This window comes from Streptomyces sp. NPDC057616 (assembly GCF_042800575.1).
Lineage (GTDB): Bacteria > Actinomycetota > Actinomycetes > Streptomycetales > Streptomycetaceae > Streptomyces.
In genome coordinates this window covers 1-13,321 of the sequence record NZ_JBHVGU010000081.1, presented here as the reverse complement: position 1 = coordinate 13,321, position 13,321 = coordinate 1, and the positions used below count along the sequence as shown (strand labels likewise).

The window sequence follows — 13,321 nt, the reverse complement described above, 5'->3', positions numbered from 1 at the left end:
GGATGCGACAGCCCAGCGTCCTCGACACCGGGGTGCCCGCCATCGAGGAGTGGCGGATGCGGCAGCCCAGCGTCCTCGACACCGGGGTGCCCGCCATCGAGGAGTGGCGGATGCGGCAGCCCAGCGTCCTCGACACCGGGGTGCCCGCCGTCGAGACGCCCGTCGGCACCCAGGCCGACCGGGCCGTCGCCTTCGCCCGCGCGCAGATCGGCAGGCCGTGCCTGTGGGGTGCGGTCGGCCCGGAGTCGTACGACAACGCCGGTCTCACCCAGGCCGCGTGGAAGGCCGCCGGGGTGGCGCTGCCCCGGAGCACGTCCGAGCAGGCGGGCACCGGCACGGTGATCCCGCTCGCCGAGAGCCGTCCCGGAGACCTGATGTTCTTCCACGACAACTTCAGCCACGTCGGGCTGTACACCGGCAACGGCATGATGGTCCATGCCCCCGGCCCTGGTTCGGTCATCCGCGAGGAGTCGATCCACAACGCCGGCGAGGCGGCCCTGCGGATCGCCGTGCGCCCCGCGTAGACGGCTGCGGGCCGCCGGTCCCCCGCTCCGGCGGCCCGCACGGTGAGTGGATCCGAGATCGTCGCGGTTGCCCGTAGCAGTCTCGGGCAGCGCAGGGTGGTGCCGGTATGGGTACAACTGCGTAGACGGCGGACGAGCGGAGAGGCACGTGGGACAGGCGCGGGGTTCGGCACACGAGCGCATGCTGTCGGTGGCCGTGGCCGCGCTCAACGAGCGTGATCCCGGGCGGCTGTGGCCGCTGCTGGCGAGTGCGCTGCCCGGCGTGTGCGGCGGCGAGACCCTGGTCTACAAGCTCGACGACTGGAACGAGACCGAGGGCACGGTGGGCATCCCGCCCGCCGTCGCCGCCGCGTTCGACGATCTCGCCGAGGACGAGCTGGGCCTGCTGCGCGCGGGCTATCCGTTCGCGCGCCGCTACGCGGCAGGGCCCGACCGCACCCCCCTCACCGCGCGCCGGACCGCCGGTTCCGCCTGGTCGGCGAGCCCGACCGCGCGACTGATCGGCGAGGTCCTGGACGCGGACCATGTGCTGGCGATTCCGCTGCCGCGGACGACGACGCCGATCACCGGGTGCATGGTCTACCGCTCCGGTGCGGACTTCACCGACGACCAGGTCCGCGCGGCCGAGCAGGTGCAGCCGCTGCTGGCGGCGGTCGAGGAGCAGCGGCAGCTCCTGGAGCGCTGGCAGCGGTCGGCCGCCCCGCAGTCCGTGCCCGAACGGGCCGCGGACTGCGCCCTCACGCCCCGTGAGCTGACCGTGCTGCTCCTGCTGGCGGACGCCCTGACCGCCGCCGCGATCGGCCGCAGGCTCGGCATCTCGGACCGTACGGTCCACAAGCACGTCGAGAAGATCTACCGCAAGCTCGGCACCAGGGACCGCATCAGCACGGTGCTACGGGCGCAGCGGCTGGGGCTGATCCCCACGCCGTGAGCGGTACAGGTCCCGCAGCAGGGCGATCTCCGCGCCGTGGTGCAGGACCTCCTGGTTGACCCACCACACGATGTCGACGAACGGCTCCTCCGGGTCGCTGCCGTGCGGATAGGTGCAGTGGCCGATCGTGTCGAGCGCCGCGTCCCCGGCGCTCAGCAGCGCCTTCCGCCAGGCGGTGACGCCGGTGTCGAAGGCGGCTAGGGCGGCGGTCACGTCTCCGGCGACCACGTAGTCGTCCCGGGTGAGTCGGTGGCTGCCCGAAGTGTGCTCGGCTCGCAGGAACAGCATCTCGGCGAGGTGGCTCAGCCGCCACGCGAGGGTGGTGAAGGGCGGCGGCCACGGGTGCGGGTAGGGCGCGGCGTCGCGCCCCCATTCACCGTCGGCGCTGCCCGCCAGATGCGTCGCGCGGGCACCGGGCCCGTCCACCCGGCGCCGTACCGACCAGCAGTCCGGCACGGGCTCCCAGAAGAACTCGGCGCCGGTCAGCGGTTCGACGTCGGTGTCCGCTCCGTCGCCGCTGTCCATCACCGGTCCTGCCATACGGGCGGCCAGCCGCCGGCAGGCGAAGTCGAACTGGTCCAGCAGCGGCGCGAGGCGCGATGCGGTCACTGACGCTCCCTGGCGAACTCGGCGACGTACGGCCGCACGCGGCGCCGGTGGCGGCGCGTACCGACGGGCTAGCCTGGCACGACCGGCGGGCGACCCGCCTCCCGATAAACGACTCCAGGGAGTCGGCCATGAACCTGAAGCCGAACCGCTCGATCCCCTCGGCGAGCGTGATCCCCGTCCTGATCTATCCCGACGTGCGGGCGGCGGTGGCATGGCTCGGCGCGGCCTTCGGGTTCGTCGAGCGGGTGCGGATCGGTGAGGACCACCGCGCCCAACTCGCCTTCGGGGACGGGGCCGTGATCGTCGGTGACACGCACGGGGAGCGCAGGCCCCCGCGTCCGGGCGAGGTCACGCACTCGGTGACGGTACGGGTGGACGACGTGCGCGCCCACTGCGCGCGGGCCCGGGAACACGGCGCGCGGATCGTCATGGAGCCGACCGACTTCGAGTACGGGGAGCGCCAGTACACGGCCGAGGACCCCGCCGGTCACCGATGGACGTTCTCGGAGACCCTCGCGGACGTCGCCCCGGAGGAGTGGGGCGGGCAGACGGTCTCGGGCGGCTGACGGCGTCAGCCTCGGCGGGCGTGGGACGCGAGGCGGTCGGCGAGCGCGGCGACGAGGTCGCGCAGTTCGCCGGGGCGCTCGATGACGAACGGCCGGTCGAGCGCGGCGAGGACCGCGGGCAGCCAGTCGAGCCGCTCCGCCCGGATCTCGGCACGCAGCCAGCCGCCGCCCGCGGTGTCCTCGCCCGCCTCCGACGCGCACTCCTCCAGCTTTGCGACGCTGTCGGGAAGGTGGGCGCGGATCTGCTCGGCCGTGGCCTGGACGCGCAGGGTCACCCGGTGCCGGTACTCGGCGGTGACGAAGGCCGACAGCACCCGCTGCGCCGGATCGAGGCCCGCGGGCGGTCCGAACGAGCCGGGCAGGGTGCGCGCGTCCGCGATGCGGTCGAGCCGCAGGGTTCGGTCCTCGCCGATCCCCGCGTCGTGGCCCGTGACGTACCAGCGGCTCCCGTGGGCCACGACCCCGTAGGCGTGCAGGGTGCGTTCGCTGCGCCGGCCGTCGCGGTCGGTGTAGCGGACGGAGACCGGGCAGCGGTGGCGGACGGCATCGGCCAGGGTGAGCAGGACCTCGGCGTCGGGGGTGTCGAGCTCGCCGGGATGATCCGTGAAGGCGAGCGCGTCGAGCAGGGCGTCGAGCCGGCGGGCCAGGTGCCGGGGCAGCACCCGGCGGATCTTCGCCGACGCCGTCTCGCTCGCCGTGCGCTCCGCCGTCGTCAGCCCTGCCCGGCGGCCGGCGCTCAGGCCGAGCAGCACGGCCAGCGCCTCGTCGTCGCCGAGCATGAGCGGGGGCAGGCGGTACCCCGGGGCGAGCCGGTATCCGCCGTAGCGGCCGCGCACCGATTCCACGGGCACGTCCAGATCGATCAGATGGTTCACGTACCGCCGCACGGTGCGCCCTTCGACACCGAGGCGGTCGGCGAGTTCGGACACCGTCCGGGTGCCGCCGGACTGCAGCAGTTCCAGCAGTGTCAGCACGCGGCCGGTGGGTCGAGGCATGCGCGCAGCCTAGCTCCGATACAGGACCGATTCTGTCCTCTATTTCTCCTAGCCTGCGGAACACACGCCCTCAGCACGGCCGGCACAGGCCGGCCCGGCACGGCCAAGGAGATTCCCATGGACTTCGTCTCGATCCGCATCATCACCGGCGACGTGGCACGCCTCGTCGCGTTCTACGAGCGCGCCACGGGGGCGCGGGCGACCTGGGCCACCGAGGACTTCGCCGAGCTCAGGACCTCGGGCGCCACCCTGGCGATCGCCGGCACCCGCACCGTCCCGCTGTTCGCCCCGGACTCCGCCCGCCCGGCGGACAACCACAGCGTGATCACCGAGTTCCTCGTCGACGACGTGGACCGCGTGCACCGGAACCTGACCGGCTTCGTCACGGACTTCGTCGCCGGGCCCACCACGATGCCCTGGGGCAACCGGTCGCTGCTGTTCCGCGACCCGGACGGCAACCTCGTCAACTTCTTCACCCCGGTCACGGCGGCGGCCGTGGAGAAGTTCGCGCGCTGACACGACACGCGCCCCCGGTCGTACGGGAGTCCTGAGATCCCGGCGCTCAGTCCTGTCCCGTGCCCGGGCCCACCCCGCCCTGCAGCCGCTCCAGGTCCGACGGCCTGACCTGGATCGCCACCACCGCGATCAGCGCGGCGATCACGGCGAAGATCGCGGCCATGACGAAGGCGGCCGAGACGCCGGCCGTGAGGACGTGGTCTGAATAGGGCGACGGGAGCTGGCCGGTGCGCCGGAAGCGGATGCGTTCGGCCGGCGTCGCCTGGGCCAGGAAGCGGGGGATCTGCTTGTGCGCCTCGTTCGTGCTGGCCGTGCCGAACATGGTGACCAGGATGGACAGGCCCAGCGAACCGCCCACCTGCTGCGTGGCGTTGAGGAGTCCGGAGGCCGCGCCGGTCTCCCGGACGGTGACGTTGGAGAGCGCCATGAGCGTGAGCGAGACGAACTGCATGCCCATGCCGAGGCCGAAGACGAGGATCGGTCCGAGGATGCTGCCGGCGTACGTGGAGTCGACGTCGGTCAGGGTCAGCCAGGCCAGGCCGGCCGCGGCGAGGACGGCGCCGACCACCATGAAGGGCTTGGGGCCGAACCGGGGCAGGAACTTCGAGGCGAGCGCGGCACCGACCGCGATCACCGCGCTGACCGGCAGGAAGGCAAGCCCTGCCTCGAGCGGGCTGAAGCCGAGCACGTCCTGCACGAAGAGCGTGAGGAAGAAGAACATGCCGAAGATCGCGGCGGCGAGGCTCAGCATGATCCCGTACGTGCCCGCGCGGTTGCGGTCGGCGAACATGTGCAGCGGGGTGATGGGCTGCCGGGAGCGCCGCTCGATCAGGATGAACCCGGCCAGGACGACGACGGCCGCGGCGAACGAGGCGAGCGTGAGGGCGTCCCGCCAGCCCTCCTGCGCGGCTCTGATGAAGCCGTAGACCAGCAGCACCATGCCCACGGTGGAGGTCAACGCGCCGGCGATGTCGAAGTGGCCCGCGTGGCGTTCGGACTCCTTGATGAAGCGGGGTGCGGCCAGGGCGATGAGCACGCCGATGGGCACGTTGACGAAGAGCACCCAGCGCCAGTTCAGCCACTCGACGATCATTCCGCCGGCGAGCAGCCCGATGGCGCCGCCGCCGGAGGAGACCGCGGCGAAGACCCCGAACGCCCGGTTGCGTTCCGGGCCTTCGCGGAACGTCGTGCTGATCAGGGCGAGCGAGGTCGGGGAGGCGATGGCACCGCCGACGCCCTGCAGGGCGCGCGCGGCGAGGAGTTGGCCCGAGCTCTGCGCGAAGCCGCCCAGCAGGGAGGCCAGGGCGAAGAGCAGCACGCCGAAGATGAACATCCGCCGCCGGCCCAGGATGTCGCCGGTGCGCCCGCCGAGGAGCAGCAGGCCGCCGAAGGTGAGCGTGTAGGCGTTGACCACCCAGGACAGGCTCGTGGTGGAGAAGTCCAGGGCGCTCTGGATGTGCGGCAGCGCGATGTTCACGATGGTGATGTCGAGGACCACCATCAGCTGGCACGAGGCGATGACCAGCAGCGCCATGCCGTTTCCGCCGCCGCCCGGTTCCCGGGAGGTGGCCTGTGCTGCGGGGCTGGGCTGGGGGCTGCTGCTCATAGTGCGTGAACTCTCAGTGAACGGTGCCGTCCACTGTCCGACCGTACGCTCCCCCCGTGACCGTCACCACTCGACCGCGGAATCTACGCTCACGGCGACGCGAGTGGCGACGGTCGTGCCCGGGTCAGCTACGGGTCTTGTGGGTCATCGCGAACTCGTCGGCCTCGGGCAGGTCGAAGTCGCCGTGGTCGCTGCCCAGGCCCTGTGCCACCAGCGCCGCCGCCGCGCAGCCCAGGATCGCGGCCTCGCGCGGGGTGCGGCCGAGGCTGATGCCGCGCAGGAACCCGGCCGAGAAGGCGTCGCCGCAGCCGGTGGTGTCGACGACGTCCACGTCGAAGGCGGGGACGGTCTCGGTGCCGTCCGTCGTGACCAGGAGCGCGCCGTCGCCGCCGCGGGTGACGGCGACGAGGCCGGCCCCCGCGGCCAGGAACTTGCGGGCACCGGTGAGGAGGTCCTCCTCCTCGCTGAAGCCGTGCACCTGGTCGTCGTTGGGCAGCAGGAAGTCGACGTACGGCAGCAGCGGCTCGATCTGGTCGTAGGTGCCGAGTGCGCCGGGGGCGAGGAGGTCGACGGAGGTGACCACGTCGTGCTCCTTGGCGTGCGCCAGGATGCGCGCGGCGACGTCGGCGCCGATCAGTTCGGGGCCGCCGAGGTGGAGATGCGTCGACTCGGCGACGGCGTCCCAGGGCACGTCGTCGAGGCCGTAGGTGATGTTGGCGCCCAGCAGGTGGAGGGTGGGGCGCTCGCCGTTGGGGCGGATGGGCAGGACGGTCGCGGAGGTGGAGGTGTCGCTGCGGCGGACGAGCAACTCGGTGTCGATGCCCGCCCGGTCGAGGAGCTGGATGAGCAGGTCGCCGGTCGGGTCGGTGCCGATCGCGCCGGTGGTGCGCACCGAGGCGCCGAGTTTGGCGAGGGTGAGGGCGGTGCCGGCGGCCGTGCCGGCCGCGGTCATCCGGATGTCGTCCACGAGGGTGGCGCCCTGGCCCTCGGGTATCTCCTCCACCGGCCGTACCAGCACGTCCAGTACGTGCACGCCCATCGTGACGACCTTCATCGGGTTCCCTCCTGCGCGGGTGGTACGGGGTGGGTGGTGCCGTAGTCGCGGGCGATCGCGGCCTCGATGACCGCGAGTTGCTGTGCCTCGTCGAGGGCGCGGGGTGTGCCGAAGGCGGTGGCGTGCTGGTGGACGCCGCAGGCCCACTCCAGGAGCAGGGCGTGCTCGACGGCCCGGTCCAGGGTGGTGGCGTGGGTGACCGCTCCGTGGTTGGCCATCAGCGCGGCGCCGCGTCCCTCGAGCGCGGTGAGCACCGACTCGGCCAGTTCGGGGGTGCCGAAGGTGGCGTACGGTGCGACCCGGACGTTACCGCCCAGGGCGAGCAACTGATAGTGGATGCACGGCAGTTCGTCCAGGACGCAGGAGAGCGCGGTGGCCATCGGGGCGTGGGTGTGGACGACCGCGCAGGTGCCGTAGCGCCGGTAGACGCCGAGGTGGAGGTCGAGTTCGGAGGTGGGTTCCAGGCTTCCGTCGACGATGTTCCCGTCGAGGTCGACCACGGTCACCTGGTCCGGGCTGAGCCGGGCGAGTACCGCCCCGGTCGCGGTGATCGCGACCCGCTCCCCCACCCGCACGCTGACGTTCCCGGCCGTGCCGATGAGCAGGCCCTCGGCGCCCAGTCGGCGGCAGGCGTCGGCGACGGCGGCCCGCTCCTGACCCAGCACCGCGCTTGAGTCGGTCATGTGCGGGAACCTAACCCAAAGGTGAAACAAAGTCACGTTCGGATTCGGAGGTTGTTTCGTGAACGAGCCGACCACCGCAGCGCTGCGCCGCACCCCCCAACAGGCGCGCAGCAAGGCCCGGTTGGCGCGGGTCCTGGAGGCCGCCGAGCGGGTCCTGATCGTGGAGGGCGTCGAGGCGCTCACCACGACCCGCGTCGCCGCCGAGGCGAAGGTCTCGGTCGGCTCGCTGTACCAGTACCTGCCCGACCGCGAGGCGATCATCGACGCGCTCGCGGCCGGTTACTTCGCCCGGCTCGAAGCCGCCATGGACGCGCTCGCGGGGGCCGCGTCCGCCGGGCGCTGGGAGGACCCGGTCGGCGTGCTCGTGGACGAGTTCGCCGCGATCTACCGCACCGAACACGGCTTCCGGGCACTGTGGTTCGGCAGCGGGCTGACCGAGCGGACCCGGGCCGCCGACCGTGCGCACAAGCGCCGCATGGCCGACGGCATCCGCCGCATCCTGCTCGCCCTCGGCCTCGCCCGCGACGACGAGCGGCTCGCCCGGTCCTGCCTCACCGCGATCCTGACCGCGGACGCCCTCGCCCAGGAGGCCTTCCGCCGCGACGCGACAGGCGACGCGGACCTCCTGGAGGAGGCGAAGGTCATGCTGCGGGGGTATCTCGCCGCGATCGCCGAGCGGGCGTGAGGCCGGTCTCGATCCTCAACGAGAGCTGAAGGAGGCCGTATTCACACTCCGCGTCACCTGTCGCGTCGCGGCGCATGGCCTCTGGGCGAGGCGTCCGCGGTGAGAGACATCCTGGAGGAGGCGAAGGTCATGCTGCGGGGGTATCTCGCCGCGATCGCCGAGCGGGCGTGAGGCCGCCGCCCCGGATCTTCAACGGGCGCTGAGGGAGGCCGGTTCACACCACGTGGGCCTCCGGGCGGGTCTCGGCGCCGGAGTGGAAGCGGTCGGCGCCGAACGGGGAGATGTCGGCGAAGGGCTCGCGCTCCAGGTGCAGATCGCGCAGGATCTCGCCGACGGCCGGGCCCTGGAGGAAGCCGTGGCCGGAGAACCCGGTTGCGTAGAGGAAGTTGACGAGTTCGCGGGAGCGGCCGATGAGGGCGTTGTGGTCGGGGGTGACCTCGTAGAGGCCGGCCCAGCCGTCGACGGTCCTCATCCCGGCCAGTCCCGGGGCCCGTTGGCGTACGGCCTCGCGGAACAGCTCCAGCCACTCCGGGGTCCAGGTCGTGTCGAAGCCGTCGGGCTCGCGGGGGTCGGCGAGGCCGAACAGCAGGCCGTCGTCGCTGTTGTGGAAGTAGGCCGTCGAGGCGAAGTCGATCGTGAACGGGATGCGCGGCGCGGGGGGCACGAGCGGTTCGGTGAAGGCGAGTTGGCGCCGTACCGGCCGGACCGGGAGGTGGAGGCCCGCCATGTCGCCGATCTGCGCCGACCAGGCGCCCGCGGCGCAGATGACGGTGCCGCAGTCGATCCGGCCGCGGTCGGTGTGGACGGCGGTGACGCGGTCGCCGGCGGTGTCGAGGCCGGTGACGGTGGTGTGTGTGGCGAAGGTGACCCCGGCCCGGGCGGCGGCGTCGGCGTAGCCCTGGACGACCAGGCGGGGGCGGGCGTGCCCGTCCTCCGGCGAGTAGGCGGCGGCCACCAGGCCGTCGGTGCTGACGTAGGGGCACAGGCGGCGGGCCTCGTCCGGGGAGATCATACGGGTGGGGACACCCAGTGCGTTCTGGGTCCTGACGCCTGCCTCGAACTCCGTGACCTGCTGCTCGGTGGTCAGCAGGAAGAGGTAGCCGACGGTGTCGAGGCGGATGTCGGCGCCGGGGCGGTGCGCGAAGTCGGCGTAGGCGCGCAGACTGCGGCTGCCCAGCTCGATGTTGAGCGGGTCGGAGAACTGCGCGCGGACCCCGCCGATCGGCTTGCCCGAGCTGCCGCAGGCGAGTTCGCCGCGCTCGACCACGACGACGTCGCTCACCCCCGCCTCGGCGAGGTGGAACGCGGCGCTGGCACCCATCACGCCACCGCCGATGATCACGACGTCCGCGGTCGGGGGAACGGAGCGGAAGGTGGATGAGGAGGACAAGAGGCCGTCCCTTCCGAAGGCCGGCGCCGGAGCCGGCCGATGCCGGCCCGGGGCGCGCCTTGCGCGGTGAATGAGTGGCTCGGTGACCTTACGCCGGAGATCCCGCTTTCCGCCGCCCCGCTTTCCGCCGGGTCGACCCGGCCCGTTCGTCACTGCCGGTCAACCCAGCCCGTTCGTCTCCGCCGACTCAGCCCGGCACGTCCATCCCTGCCGGCTCAGCCCGGCACGTCCATCCGCTGCGTGCCGACCACCGACAGCAGCCGCAGCGCCTCCTCGGACGGCGAGCCGGGGGCGGCGGTGTAGATGACGACGCGCTGGTCGCGGTCGGTGATGTCGAGGACGTCGCAGGTGACGGTGAATCGGCCGACGAGGGGATGCTCGAAGGTCTTGCAGAGGGTGGGCGTGGCGGCCACCTCGTGGGCGGCCCACAGCCGGGCGAACTCCTCGCTGCCGTCGAGCAGTTCGGCGACCAGCCCGGTCACCTCGGGGTCGTCGGGGTACCGGGCCGCAACGGCGCGCAGATGCTGCACGGAGGACCGTACGAACTCGTCCGCGTCCGAGACGCCGTAGAGCCGCCGGCCCGGCTGGTGCGGGCCGAGGAACGCGCGCCGTACGAGGTTGCGGTCCCGGCGGGTGAGGGCGGAGAAGTCCTCCATCAGCGCGGCGGCCAGATCGTTCCAGGCGATGACCTCGTACGTGGCCGAGACGACGATCGCGGCCGCGTCGGGTAGCCGGCGCAGGAGGTCGACGACGCTCTTGCGCACCTCCCGCGAGGGGCCGGGCCGGGGCCCGGGCGGGACGCCGGCGAGGTGGTGGAGGTGATCGCGCTCGGTGTCCGACAGGCGCAGGGCGCGGGCGAGCTGCGCGAGCACCTCCCGCGAGGGATGCGGGCCGCGCGCCTGCTCCAGGCGCGTGTAGTACTCGGTCGAGATGTACGCCAGCTGCGCCACCTCCTCGCGGCGCAGGCCCGGGGTGCGGCGGCGCGGCCCGGCGGGCAGGCCCACGTCGGCGGGGGTGATGCGCTCGCGCCGGCTGCGCAGGAAGTCGGCCAGTTCACGTCGGTCCACCGGTCCAGTGTGCGCGGACGGCGCGGGGCCGAGCCAGGTACTGCCGGTGCCTGGATGGGCTCCGCGGCCGGGCACAGGCTCGACGCCATGACTACGACACCTGTGCACAACCCGTCCACCACGGGCCCCGGCCTCCTCGCCGGCAAGGTCGCCTTCGTCACCGGTGCCGGCCGCGGCATCGGCGCCGCCGCGGCGCGGCTCTTCGCCCGGGAGGGCGCCCGGGTGCTGCTCGCGGCCCGTACTGAGTCCCAGCTCAAGGCGGTGGCAGAGGAGATCCGGGCGGCCGGCGGCACGGCCGACCACGTGCGCTGCGACCTGGCCGACCCGGCGAGCGTGTCCGCGGCCGTCGACCGGGCCGTGGAGCTGTACGGCCGCCTCGACGTCGCCTTCAACAACGGCGCCACGATCCAGCAGCCCGGCCCGATGGACCGGCTGCCGGAGGCCGACTTCGACCATGTCCTCGCCGTCAACCTCAAGGGCCCGTGGCTGGCGATGCGTGCCGAGGTAGCCGCGATCCGGGCCACCGCGGGCCGCGGGGCGATCGTCAACACCTCCAGCGTCGGCAGCCTGATGGCCAACCCCTGGCTGCCCGTCTACGGCGCGGCGAAGCGGGCGGTCAACAGCCTCACCGCCTCGGCCGCGGCCACGTACGGTCCCGAGGGCATCCGCGTCAACGCCATCGCCCCCGGCACCACGCTCACCGAGATGATCGACGCGTGGGAGGCGAGCTCTCCCGGCATCGTCGACCAGCTCACGGCGCAGACCCCGCTGGGCCGCGCCGCCGACCCGTCGGAGATCGCGGAGGCAGCGGCCTGGCTCCTCTCGGACCGCGCCTCCTTCGTCAACGGCACGGTGCTCAGCGTGGACGGCGGCATCCGCGCCTGAGCACCGGCACGCGCCGGCCGGGGCGCATGGGCCTCCGGGGTGCGTCAGGACGCACGGGCCGTCCGATTGGCGTCAGGTGGTGGGGCCCGCGGGCGGTGCGCCGGTGACGGCGGCGCGGTAGAGGGCTCGCACGGCGGTACTGAAGTAGGCGCTGTAGGACACCTGCGGGGTGTCGCCGCCGGTGTGGTAGCCGCCGATGACCCCGATCACCGCCCAGCCGGCCGGCCGCGGCACCAGCATGGGACCGCCGCTCGTCCCGCCCACGAAGGCGTCGCAGGCGATGCGCAGGAACGTGCCCGGGTCGGCCGGGTCGTCGCTGGGCCACTCGGTGGTCCAGCTCCAGCACTCCAGCGGCTTGGCCGCGTTGGCCGGGTACCCGATCATCCGGACCGGGACGTGGAAGTATCCGGTGTCGGTGAGGAGTTGGACCCCGCCCGTCAGGTCCTCGAGCCGCTTTCCGTCCTCGTTGGGACCGGTGACCGCGAAGCCGACGTCGTAGGCCGCTCCCGCGTGCTCACCGAGGTCGTAGTACTCCTGCGCGACGTAGACGCCGTCGTCCTTCACCGGGAAGATGCCGAACGGCTTCAGGCCGTCGTGATACTGCGGCACGAAGCCCAGGTGGCGCTTGGGAGAGGCGCCGGAGTACCCCTTGAGGCAATGCCCGGCGCTGAGCACCAGGTCGCGGCCGGGGCTGCGCACCACGGAGCCGCTGCAGGTGCGGCCCGTGCCGGTGGCGTCGGTCCAGAAGAACGTGCCGGCCTGCGGGATGCCGTCGAAGCTGCGGCTCGGCGGGATGTGCTCGCCGGGGCGCGGCCCGTCATCCGTGGGCTGTGCCTCGCCCTCCCGGTCCGCGTCGAAGGGCAGCGCGGCGGTCATCCGGGCCGCGTTCCAGTACGTGTCGAGCTCGGGGGCGACCGCGTGGCCGGCGGCCGGTGCCTGGGCGACGGCGGCCGGTGCGAGCCCGGTCCCCACCATCAGGGCGGCCGCGAAGGCGGCGGCGTACGGGAGGACTCTGGTTCTGCGCACTGATCCCCCTCCAAAAGGGCACGGGCATGATCGAGATTCCGCTACCTCGGTGCTGCCCTTTCGCGGTGGGCTTCACCCCTGCTTCGCCCACCACCACCGCCGCGGGTCTCAGCCGAGTGCCGCTCCCAGGGCGTCCGCGAAGGTCGGGTGCTCGAAGGAGAAGCCGGACTCCAGCAGGCGGGTGGGCAGGACGCGTTGGCTCATCAGGATGCCGTCGGCGAACTCGCCGAGCGCCAGCCGCAGGGCGAAGTCGGGGACGGTCAGCAGCGCGGGGCGGCGCAGGGTCTCGCCGACGGTGGCGGTGATGTCCCGGTTGGTCGACGGGTGCGGGGTGGTCAGGTTGACCGGGCCGCCGACGGAGTCGGTGTCGATGACGTGGCGCAGGGCGCGGACCGTGTCGGGAAGGGAGATGTAGCTCCAGTACTGCCGGCCGCTGCCGAGGCGTCCGCCGAGCCCCGCACGGGCGAGCGGCAGCAGGCGGCCCATGGCGCCGCCCTCGGCCGAGACGACGATTCCGAAGCGGGGGGTGGCGACGCGGGTGCCGGCCGCCCGCGCGCCCTCGGCGGCGGCCTCCCAGTCCTGGCAGACGCCGGCCAGGAAGTCGTCCCCGGGGCCGGCCGATTCGTCCACCTCATGCGTCCCGGTGTCGCCGTAGTACCCGACGGCCGACCCCGACACGAACACCGCCGGCGGCTTCCCGCACGCACCGATCGCCGCGGCGAGGGCCTCGGTGCCGTGCACCCGGCTCTCCCGGATCTCCCTCTTGTACGCGTCGGTCCACCGG

15 protein-coding genes are annotated in these 13,321 nt (G+C 73.0%); 6 read left to right on the top strand and 9 right to left on the bottom strand.

Annotated features, from left to right (window positions below; translation table 11 throughout):
• Both ACFU97_RS45640 and ACFU97_RS45635 read left to right on the top strand, forming a co-directional pair.
• On the top strand, positions 1 to 524 hold a 524-nt coding region (locus ACFU97_RS45640), incomplete at its 5' end, for a C40 family peptidase (RefSeq protein WP_384269127.1).
• A gap of 181 nt (positions 525 to 705) precedes the next feature.
• Positions 706 to 1,455: a LuxR C-terminal-related transcriptional regulator gene (locus tag ACFU97_RS45635; protein ID WP_384269133.1), complete on the top strand. Its 750-nt coding sequence runs from the start codon at positions 706 to 708 to the stop codon at positions 1,453 to 1,455.
• Here ACFU97_RS45635 and ACFU97_RS45630 read toward each other — a convergent pair.
• The gene (locus tag ACFU97_RS45630) at positions 1,417 to 2,064 is read right to left on the bottom strand and encodes a DinB family protein (protein ID WP_384269124.1); all 648 of its coding nucleotides are present in this window, start codon (positions 2,062 to 2,064) and stop codon (positions 1,417 to 1,419) included. The genes ACFU97_RS45635 and ACFU97_RS45630 overlap by 39 nt on opposite strands.
• A 128-nt stretch (positions 2,065 to 2,192) precedes the next feature.
• Here ACFU97_RS45630 and ACFU97_RS45625 point away from each other — a divergent pair, with 128 nt between their 5' ends.
• Complete coding sequence (locus ACFU97_RS45625) at positions 2,193 to 2,630, top strand: VOC family protein (RefSeq protein ID WP_384269121.1); 438 nt, start codon at positions 2,193 to 2,195, stop codon at positions 2,628 to 2,630.
• Positions 2,631 to 2,635: 5 nt separating this feature from the next.
• Here the strand turns inward: ACFU97_RS45625 and ACFU97_RS45620 are convergent, their stop codons facing one another.
• On the bottom strand, positions 2,636 to 3,625 hold the full coding sequence (locus tag ACFU97_RS45620; RefSeq protein WP_384269119.1) for a helix-turn-helix transcriptional regulator: 990 nt from the start codon (positions 3,623 to 3,625) through the stop codon (positions 2,636 to 2,638).
• A gap of 117 nt (positions 3,626 to 3,742) precedes the next feature.
• Here ACFU97_RS45620 and ACFU97_RS45615 point away from each other — a divergent pair, with 117 nt between their 5' ends.
• Positions 3,743 to 4,141 (top strand): VOC family protein, encoded by a 399-nt coding sequence (locus tag ACFU97_RS45615; protein WP_384269117.1) that lies wholly within the window; start codon positions 3,743 to 3,745, stop codon positions 4,139 to 4,141.
• Between the two features lie 46 nt (positions 4,142 to 4,187).
• Here the strand turns inward: ACFU97_RS45615 and ACFU97_RS45610 are convergent, their stop codons facing one another.
• From ACFU97_RS45610 to ACFU97_RS45600, 3 genes are all read right to left on the bottom strand, one after another.
• Positions 4,188 to 5,747 (bottom strand): MFS transporter, encoded by a 1,560-nt coding sequence (locus ACFU97_RS45610; RefSeq protein WP_384269114.1) that lies wholly within the window; start codon positions 5,745 to 5,747, stop codon positions 4,188 to 4,190.
• Positions 5,748 to 5,871: 124 nt separating this feature from the next.
• Positions 5,872 to 6,801 carry a carbohydrate kinase family protein gene (locus tag ACFU97_RS45605; protein ID WP_384269110.1) on the bottom strand — a complete coding sequence of 310 codons (930 nt, stop codon included), beginning with the start codon at positions 6,799 to 6,801 and terminating at the stop codon, positions 5,872 to 5,874.
• Positions 6,798 to 7,484 (bottom strand): class II aldolase/adducin family protein, encoded by a 687-nt coding sequence (locus ACFU97_RS45600; RefSeq protein WP_384269107.1) that lies wholly within the window; start codon positions 7,482 to 7,484, stop codon positions 6,798 to 6,800. The genes ACFU97_RS45605 and ACFU97_RS45600 overlap by 4 nt, the downstream gene beginning before the upstream one ends.
• Positions 7,485 to 7,542: 58 nt before the next feature.
• Between ACFU97_RS45600 and ACFU97_RS45595 the strand changes: the two genes are divergently transcribed.
• Positions 7,543 to 8,169 (top strand): TetR family transcriptional regulator, encoded by a 627-nt coding sequence (locus ACFU97_RS45595; RefSeq protein WP_384269104.1) that lies wholly within the window; start codon positions 7,543 to 7,545, stop codon positions 8,167 to 8,169.
• Positions 8,170 to 8,383: 214 nt separating this feature from the next.
• On the opposite strand, the gene ACFU97_RS45590 is transcribed toward ACFU97_RS45595, so the two are convergent.
• Both ACFU97_RS45590 and ACFU97_RS45585 read right to left on the bottom strand, forming a co-directional pair.
• Positions 8,384 to 9,490, bottom strand: coding sequence for an NAD(P)/FAD-dependent oxidoreductase (locus tag ACFU97_RS45590; protein WP_384269130.1), 1,107 nt, complete (start codon positions 9,488 to 9,490; stop codon positions 8,384 to 8,386).
• A gap of 284 nt (positions 9,491 to 9,774) precedes the next feature.
• Positions 9,775 to 10,626 (bottom strand): helix-turn-helix transcriptional regulator, encoded by an 852-nt coding sequence (locus ACFU97_RS45585; protein WP_384269101.1) that lies wholly within the window; start codon positions 10,624 to 10,626, stop codon positions 9,775 to 9,777.
• A gap of 87 nt (positions 10,627 to 10,713) precedes the next feature.
• Between ACFU97_RS45585 and ACFU97_RS45580 the strand changes: the two genes are divergently transcribed.
• Positions 10,714 to 11,511 carry an SDR family NAD(P)-dependent oxidoreductase gene (locus tag ACFU97_RS45580; RefSeq protein WP_384269098.1) on the top strand — a complete coding sequence of 266 codons (798 nt, stop codon included), beginning with the start codon at positions 10,714 to 10,716 and terminating at the stop codon, positions 11,509 to 11,511.
• 72 nt (positions 11,512 to 11,583) lie between these two features.
• Here ACFU97_RS45580 and ACFU97_RS45575 read toward each other — a convergent pair whose 3' ends face one another.
• Together ACFU97_RS45575 and ACFU97_RS45570 are read right to left on the bottom strand one after the other, a co-directional pair.
• Positions 11,584 to 12,537 (bottom strand): trypsin-like serine peptidase, encoded by a 954-nt coding sequence (locus ACFU97_RS45575; RefSeq protein ID WP_384269095.1) that lies wholly within the window; start codon positions 12,535 to 12,537, stop codon positions 11,584 to 11,586.
• 108 nt (positions 12,538 to 12,645) lie between these two features.
• The coding region (locus ACFU97_RS45570) for a TIGR01777 family oxidoreductase (protein WP_384269093.1) at positions 12,646 to 13,321 on the bottom strand (676 nt) is incomplete at its 5' end.

What these genes read in the sequence shown, in the direction of transcription:
- ACFU97_RS45615 (WP_384269117.1), top strand. Translation starts at nt 3,743, where the DNA reads ATGGACTTCGTCTCGATCCGCATCATCACCGGCGACGTGGCACGCCTC.
- ACFU97_RS45605 (WP_384269110.1), bottom strand. Translation starts at nt 6,801, where the DNA reads ATGAAGGTCGTCACGATGGGCGTGCACGTACTGGACGTGCTGGTACGG.
- ACFU97_RS45635 (WP_384269133.1), top strand. Translation starts at nt 706, where the DNA reads ATGCTGTCGGTGGCCGTGGCCGCGCTCAACGAGCGTGATCCCGGGCGG.
- ACFU97_RS45580 (WP_384269098.1), top strand. Translation starts at nt 10,714, where the DNA reads ATGACTACGACACCTGTGCACAACCCGTCCACCACGGGCCCCGGCCTC.
- ACFU97_RS45600 (WP_384269107.1), bottom strand. Translation starts at nt 7,484, where the DNA reads ATGACCGACTCAAGCGCGGTGCTGGGTCAGGAGCGGGCCGCCGTCGCC.
- ACFU97_RS45610 (WP_384269114.1), bottom strand. Translation starts at nt 5,747, where the DNA reads ATGAGCAGCAGCCCCCAGCCCAGCCCCGCAGCACAGGCCACCTCCCGG.
- ACFU97_RS45590 (WP_384269130.1), bottom strand. Translation starts at nt 9,490, where the DNA reads ATGGGTGCCAGCGCCGCGTTCCACCTCGCCGAGGCGGGGGTGAGCGAC.
- ACFU97_RS45625 (WP_384269121.1), top strand. Translation starts at nt 2,193, where the DNA reads ATGAACCTGAAGCCGAACCGCTCGATCCCCTCGGCGAGCGTGATCCCC.
- ACFU97_RS45620 (WP_384269119.1), bottom strand. Translation starts at nt 3,625, where the DNA reads ATGCCTCGACCCACCGGCCGCGTGCTGACACTGCTGGAACTGCTGCAG.